This is a genomic window from Salegentibacter tibetensis, assembly GCF_020164485.1.
GTDB classification, from domain to species: Bacteria; Bacteroidota; Bacteroidia; order Flavobacteriales; family Flavobacteriaceae; genus Salegentibacter; species Salegentibacter tibetensis.
Window position 1 is genome coordinate 1 of the sequence record NZ_JAIQZA010000061.1, and the last position, 7,301, is coordinate 7,301.

6 protein-coding genes are annotated in these 7,301 nt (G+C 40.0%); 3 read left to right on the forward strand and 3 right to left on the reverse strand.

The window, feature by feature from the left end; genetic code table 11:
• The first annotated feature begins 56 nt into the window (after window positions 1-56).
• Window positions 57-485 carry a methionine-R-sulfoxide reductase gene (locus LB467_RS18140; RefSeq protein ID WP_224475537.1) on the forward strand — a complete coding sequence of 143 codons (429 nt, stop codon included), beginning with the start codon at window positions 57-59 and terminating at the stop codon, window positions 483-485.
• A 351-nt stretch (window positions 486-836) separates the two neighbouring features.
• Complete coding sequence (locus LB467_RS18145; RefSeq protein WP_224475539.1) at window positions 837-1,703, forward strand: alpha/beta fold hydrolase; 867 nt, start codon at window positions 837-839, stop codon at window positions 1,701-1,703.
• A 404-nt stretch (window positions 1,704-2,107) separates the two neighbouring features.
• On the opposite strand, the gene LB467_RS18150 is transcribed toward LB467_RS18145, so the two are convergent.
• Window positions 2,108-3,118, reverse strand: coding sequence for a carbon-nitrogen hydrolase family protein (locus tag LB467_RS18150; protein ID WP_224475541.1), 1,011 nt, complete (start codon window positions 3,116-3,118; stop codon window positions 2,108-2,110).
• Window positions 3,119-3,308: 190 nt separating this feature from the next.
• On the reverse strand, window positions 3,309-4,142 hold the full coding sequence (locus LB467_RS18155; RefSeq protein WP_224475543.1) for a redoxin domain-containing protein: 834 nt from the start codon (window positions 4,140-4,142) through the stop codon (window positions 3,309-3,311).
• Window positions 4,143-4,930: 788 nt separating this feature from the next.
• Here LB467_RS18155 and LB467_RS18160 point away from each other — a divergent pair.
• Window positions 4,931-6,439 carry a PQQ-dependent sugar dehydrogenase gene (locus LB467_RS18160; protein WP_224475545.1) on the forward strand — a complete coding sequence of 503 codons (1,509 nt, stop codon included), beginning with the start codon at window positions 4,931-4,933 and terminating at the stop codon, window positions 6,437-6,439.
• Between the two features lie 149 nt (window positions 6,440-6,588).
• Here LB467_RS18160 and LB467_RS18165 read toward each other — a convergent pair.
• Window positions 6,589-7,301: oxidoreductase (locus tag LB467_RS18165; RefSeq protein ID WP_449619105.1), on the reverse strand; the 713-nt coding region annotated here is incomplete at its 5' end.

The following is a 7,301-nucleotide window of genomic DNA, read 5'->3' on the forward strand; positions in this document are numbered from 1 at the left end:
AGTTAGCTGGCTTAAATTTTGCATCTATAAATACCTAATTATAAATAGAAAGAACTATGGAATTCAGAAATATCAAAATAGCAAAAGACCCGTCAGCATATAACAAGCTCACCAATGAAGAAGCCCGAATTATCGTTAACAAAGGTACTGAGCATCCTGGCACGGGTGAATATGAGCGCAACAAAGCAGAGGGAGTATACCTTTGTAAACGCTGCAACAATCCGCTTTACACATCAGATTACAAATTCGAATCTCATTGTGGCTGGCCCAGCTTTGATGAAGAGATACCCGGAGCCGTGAAGCGTGTGCCGGATGCAGACGGTCGCCGTACCGAGATTGTTTGTGCCAACTGTGACGCACATTTGGGGCATGTCTTTGAAGGCGAATACCTGACCCCAAAGAATGTGCGCCATTGCGTTAACTCGCTCTCCATGGCATTCGTGCCGGTAGAAGGACTGGAGAATGAAGGGAAGGGTGAAGGTTAAAAAGATAAATTTGCAAGATGGTTAAAAACCAGAAAATAGATTATAGAAAACATTAACGGGAGAAAGGAAATTATATTTGTTACCCAAGTGACAATGTTTTCTTTGAAGCGAAAACAAGTTTAATGTAGGATCGGGATTCCCTAGTTTTTAAATTATGACAAACTAACATCTTATCTTAATAAACCGGTTTTCCCTTAGCTAAATTCATTCAATGCTGCAATAAACTATTTTTTATGTAAAAGCATTCTCCTTTTAGGCGGCATAGCTTTTGCCTCACGAGTAAAGAATTATGTTAGGTGCAATTGTTTTTTCTCGTGTTCCTAAATCGCTCACTGCCAAAATAAAGAAACAATGAAATTAAAAGATGAAATGAGTGTTGCAGATTTCGTAAAACGACAACAACACATAAACCTGGATGGAATTGTAGATATACCTGTGAACGTAGCCTACACCGACATCGGACAGGGTGAGCCTGTTATACTGTTACACGGTATTCCTACCTGGTCTTATCTGTACAATAATGTAATAGACGCTTTTGGAGAAGGGTATCGCGTCATTGCCCCAGACTTTTTAGGGCACGGATACTCTGACCAACGAGACCTTTTTGACCGTTCTATTGAAGTACAGGCCAGAATGGTTTTAAGGTTAATGCAATATCTCAACTTACCTAAAGCCCATATTATAGGTCACGATACGGGTGGTGGCGTTTCTCTCATAATGGCGATTAAACATCGGGAAATAGTGGATAAACTGGTACTATCAAATATAGTGGCTTATGATTCATGGCCTATTGATGATATGCTTGCACTCGGTAATCCGCAATGGGCCAGTAAAACAATTGAAGAAATAGCAGATTTCCTCCTTGAAGGATATCAAATGGGGTTAAGCAATCCAGAACGATTGACTGAAAACTTTAAAAAAGGAATTAGGGCACCCTATTTGACCAAAGAGGGCAAAATAAGCCTTATTCGTAACGCATCTTCCTTAAATACCAATCATACTACAAGCCTTGTTCCAAGACATCAGGATATTATCTCCGAAACCCTGTTGCTTTGGGGTATTGATGATCCCTGGCAGACCATTACAGATGGGAGACGATTGCAAAAAGAGATATCTAATTCACGGCTTATTGAATTGGAAAAAACCTCGCACTGGTTACAACAGGACAATCCAGAGCGATATACGTATCACATATTAGAATTCTTAAATAACAAATAAGTTGAAAAAGAAAATTTAGTAGTATTAAAAACATATACAAAACCTCGGAGAAAATAATGTTTGGCTGTGTCTGATCTATATTCTATAGAGAAGAACTTCAAACCAGCAAGCTGTTTTATAGCCATAAAGATGGAGGCAGTATTGTAGCTAAATGAAGATATTTTTACAGCCATTAATAGAATGTTTAATTTTACCTCTGTGTTTGTAGACCTGCTTATCAAAGCGCAGATGAGATCCTTTTTTGCGCTTAGTTTCAAAAAACTGGACTTGCAACAAAAAGTGGTTAATAGAAAAAATTAAGGTATACTAATTTAATCCTTGTTCTGCTTAGCACTGGTGTATGAAATAAAATTTATGTGCCTGCTTTACGTATGCCTACGCTACCCAAAGAAGGCGTTATACCTTTATGATTTTGGATAATTGTTTTCCTGTAGGGATTCTACTGCGGAGCCGGATGTTTGCTGATTGAACGGCCTTAAAGCCACCCTTGGCTCTTCGTTGACCAGCAGCTGGAACACATCAGGTCGGGCATAGTGGCCAACGACATCAAAATCGAGCCTGCTTTCAGCTATCAGGCTCATATCTAAATCCGCCATAATTATTTCTTCCCTGCCGGAAACAGGCTCAACAATGTATTGGCCCAATGGTCCCACGATAGCACTTCCTCCCTTACTCATCAGCTCAGGCTCCGACTGGAGGTCGCCACTGCAGGCCAGATCAGCCGGGTACATATCTTTGGTTACATATTGATTACAGGAAAGCACAAAACACCTTCCTTCCAGCGCTATATGGCGTAGGGTCGATTGCCATACCTCCCGGTCATCTGCTGTAGGTGCCAGATAAATCTGTACGCCTTTTGCATACATGGCTGTTCGGGCCAGGGGCATATAATTTTCCCAGCAGATTAAGCCCCCAATTTTACCAAATGGGGTATCAAAAACAGGCAAGGTACTGCCATCGCCTTCTCCCCAGATCAACCGTTCCATTCCTGTAGGTTTGAGTTTGCGGTGTTTGCCTAGTAAGGTGCCATCCGGACCGAAATAAAGCATCGTGCAGTACAAAGTACCGCTGTATTCTCCGTCTTTTTCTATGAGGCCCATCACCAGGTATACGCCGGCTTTACGTGCAGCTTCCCCAAGCATATGGGTGGTATCGCCAGGAACGGGAACGGAACTATTCCAGTAGCGAAGCCAGTCTTTTCGCCCGGATGCCGAACGACTTCCTACTTTCGTGCCAAATCCCAGGCCTCGAGGATAAGCCGGAATATAAGCTTCCGGAAATAAGACCAGTTTAGCGCCTTTCTTACCGGCTTCCAGAGTTAAAGATACTGCCTTTTCGGCAGTTGCTTCACGGTCCATAAATATCGGAGCAGCCTGTATAACTGCAACCCGTACTGATTTTTCAGAATTATTCATTATTGTTCTCTATTTTTAACCTATATAACAGTCCAATTTATGGACTGTGATCATACTACCATATATTGTATATTTTTGACCATAGTCCCCTCAGTCCAATGAATTGGAGCCCGTTACGGCTGGCTTCGTATAGTAAAAGATAACAACAAAATTTAGTATTAAAAGCATTTAAACTTGCGGCTTAAGGTAACTAAATAGGCTGAATATTTAAGGCTGACTTTCCGGTGGAGGTTTGAACAATTTCAAATTTAACCTTTTGCTGTGGTGAAATTAGCCTGTAACCTTCTCCCGGAATTGCAGTGAAGTTAAAAAATAGTTCCTGATGATTCTGCTCATCCCAAATAGTGCCATTTCCGGATTTCTTATTAAAGGTGACTACATATCCTTCCGAAGTTTCATAAGGACTTTCACCAAACTTCCTCTCTTCTGTCCAGTATTCCTGGGGAACTCTTATTTTCTTTTTTTCTTCCTGGTTCCAGTTTTCGTAAGGATAATAGTCCTGCTTTTCCATAATAAAACGCAGGTCTTTCCTTAACTCTTCTATGGAAGGTCTTCCGACAAAAAACCAACCATTATATATTTTGTGGATGCTCAAATCCGGATAGCATACAAAGGTGAATGGCAAGGATGTTTGCGCGTATTCCCCTTCCGTTTCATCTAAAATATTTATTAATTTAATTAACTTCCTATTCTTGTCTGAGAGAAAAGGCCAGGTCGCCCCTAATCCTGCTCTAAATGCTGCCTGTACTTTTGGAGCGTCGACACTGATCGTAACTAATCTTCCGAAATTAACTGCTAGCTCTTTTTGAAAGGACACTAACAGCCGAAATTGCTGTTGATCTCTGGGACAAAAGTACCCTCTGTAAAAAACAATAATTAAGGGATATCCGTCGCTAAAACCCAGCTTTTTATCATAGGCTGAAGCCTGAGTATACTTTGATAGTTTAACTTGCTTATTTTCAAAGTGGGTGAGCTCAACATCAGGAAATTTTTCACCTATTCGAAGATTCGTGAGACTACTCATATGGAGGATTTGTCATTAAACAGAAAGTAATATTTTTAATGGCATTAAGCATGTGGGAATAGGTAAGGGTTTTTTTAATTATCTTTCCGACATGTACTTAGAAGTCCGGTAGCTGCCACAGCTATTTAACACTCACCCAGACTTCAAGAGAGCAGAGCAATACTTATTTTAAACAAAAAAAAATATCTGTAAGTTTAGTTAAGAATCATTTTTTTCCCTTTTGCATTTTTTTATTAAAAACAAGGTAAAATAAAAATACGATTTTCAACTAAAATTAACTGATTTAAGCTTAAAATAAATTAGCCTAAAAAACAAAATTGCTATCTAAAAGATAATATACCGATTATCTTTAGCAGTCTCTTATTATTTAAATAAGCCGGTTTTTCTGTCCGTTCCACCCCAATTTAAATTTTCAATTTCCTTTTCAAACAATTTATCCGGTTTAGTTTTCCTGTTTAATGAATATATAAAAATAGACTGATCTTAAAATCAGACTTCTTTTCCGCGGGTTAATATTTCCATCGTCACTTATTAGTGGTTGAATAAATATCTTGTAAAAGAGTAATTTAGATCTTTAAAAGTACATATTCACATTCTGATTGAAATTTAGGGTTATCCCTACTATCCTGTATTTTTAAAAAAAATTACCTTTAAAGAAATTAGTAATCAGGATATTACCTTCTTAAAGTTTCAGCAGGAAATATATCTACTGGATATTCTCCCTCTGTATAAATTATTTTTAAGCTTTCATTTTATCAATCATTATTCCTTAATTACACATTAATCTTATGAAAAAATTCAAATTTTGGATATTATTCGCATTTATTACGATAATGTTAATCTCCTGTAAGTCTTTAGACTCTCTACCACTTTTTAACAACAACCATATTGTACAGGTGCCGGAAGGCTATAGGGTAGAAAGATTGACCTATGGTTTGCATCTTCCTACCAGTGCCACCTGGGATGATGAGGATAATTTATTTGTGGTTCAGGCCGGCGCAGGATTATTCCCTGGCCAGTTGGCCCCCATGGGTATAATTCAGATCATGGAGGATGGCAGCAGGGTAGAAGTGATAGACCTTGACAACAGGGGAATAGAACCTTCCATTATAGGCCTGGTATGGCATGAAGGCTGGTTCTATTTTACTCACAGAGCTGAAGATCTTACAGGAGCGGTTTCCCGGGTAAATAAAAACGGTCAGTTAGAGCTCTTGTTTAAGGGGATCATCGACAACCAGGATGAACATCAGATAAACGATATCCAGGTTGGACCCGATGGTTTAATGTATGTTTCGGTGGGAATGGCCGGTAATTCAGCCGTTGTAGGTCCTGACATTGCACCTGCCGTGAAAAAAAGTCCTAATTTACGCGCCAGACCCTGTGAGGATATTGTCCTTATCGGTAAGAATTATGAATCTCTGAATTTTCTGACTCCGGAAGAGGAAGATATGGTTAAAACAGGTGCTTATGTTCCCTTTGGTGTAGAAACCCATCCCGGACAGGTCATTCAGGGGGTAACTCTTTGTGGGGGATCTATTCTTAAATTTGACCCCAATAATGCTATGGGAACAATTACAACCCACGCCTGGGGACTTAGAAATCCTATTGGCCTCACCTGGGACAGTAACGGGGATATGTATGCCGCTGAAAATGGTTATGACATCCGGGGTTTGCGTCCCGTAAAGGATTATATGGATGCCAGTTTACGAATTCACCAGGGCATGTGGTATGGAGTACCGGATTTCTCTGCCAACAGAGAACCCTTAACCGATCCTAAATTTGAAGTGCCAGATTCTTTACAGGCACCCATATACATAAACGGTGAATTTATAGGAAAGGATCTTGGTTTTGTTATAGACCATGAGGCCAGCGGGCTCACCCCTCCAGACCCTTCTGTGGTGCTTGGACAACACGAATTTAATTCATCTCCAAGTATGCTGGATATAGGACCTGCCTCTTGGGAATCTTGGACCAACCACGTATTCATCGCCGAATGGGGAGATTTAGCTCCTGCAACTAATCCTTTACGTACTGCGCCTGCAGGAGTCCAGATAGTACGGGTAGATCCTGCTACAGGACAACTTTCAACTTTTGCAACTAATACAGGGGACGGTCCTGCTTCCTTCCTGGGAATGAAGGGAAAAGGACTGGAGCGACCCTTCGATGTGAAATTTGGACCTGATGGTGCTATGTATATAGTAGATTACGGTGTGGTCACAATAGACCTGTCTAAATCGCCACCTGTAGTTTATGACGAGAATTCCGGTGCCATTTGGAAAATTACTAAAATGGAATAGAAAGAAAGATCATTTAAATGCAAAAGAGGCCGTCTTTTTAAGGACAGCCTCTTTTATTTTTAGTAATTGCTTTTATCAGCTAAATAACCTGTATTTCTCACAAGGTGGAATTAAAAAACCCTTGCCGGAGCAAGGGTTTTTTAATTTATCTAATGAGCTGCCACGGTTTGATTTTCTTCAAAAAAAGGATAGTCTGTATAACCTTTTTCACCGGGAGTATAGAAAGTATCATAATCCGGTTCGTTTAAAGTAAAATCATTCTCAAACCTATGGATAAGGTCTGGATTGGCGATGAATGATCTCCCAAAAGAAACAAGATCGGTCTTATTATCGGTGATGGTTTTTTCAGCTTCTTCCTTAGTAAAACCTCCATTCCGGATAAGGGTACCTTCATATTTCTCTCTGATCTTAGAAAATATAGATTTGGAAACATCAGGAGATCCTAGTGACGAGTTATCTACCAGGTGCAGATAGGCCAGCTCAAATTTGTTAAGCTGTTCTGTAAGATATATGAACTGATCATCGATACCGTTAAAAATTTCAGTACCGTTGAAAGCACTATACGGGGATATTCGTATACCTACTTTTTCGCTGCCTATTGCCTTAGTAACTTTATCTACCGTTTCCAGGGTGAATCTGCTTCTGTTTTCTTTGGAACCCCCATATTCATCGGTCCGTTTATTAGTCACAGTATTTAAAAACTGATCGGCCAGGTATCCATTGGCAGAATGTATTTCCACACCGTCAAATCCTGCTTTCATAGCATTTAAAGCAGCTTGAACGAACTCGTCCTGAGCCTGCTTTATTTCCTCTATGGTCATTTCTCTTGGAACCGGATATGGCTGAGGTCCGTGCTGGTCTG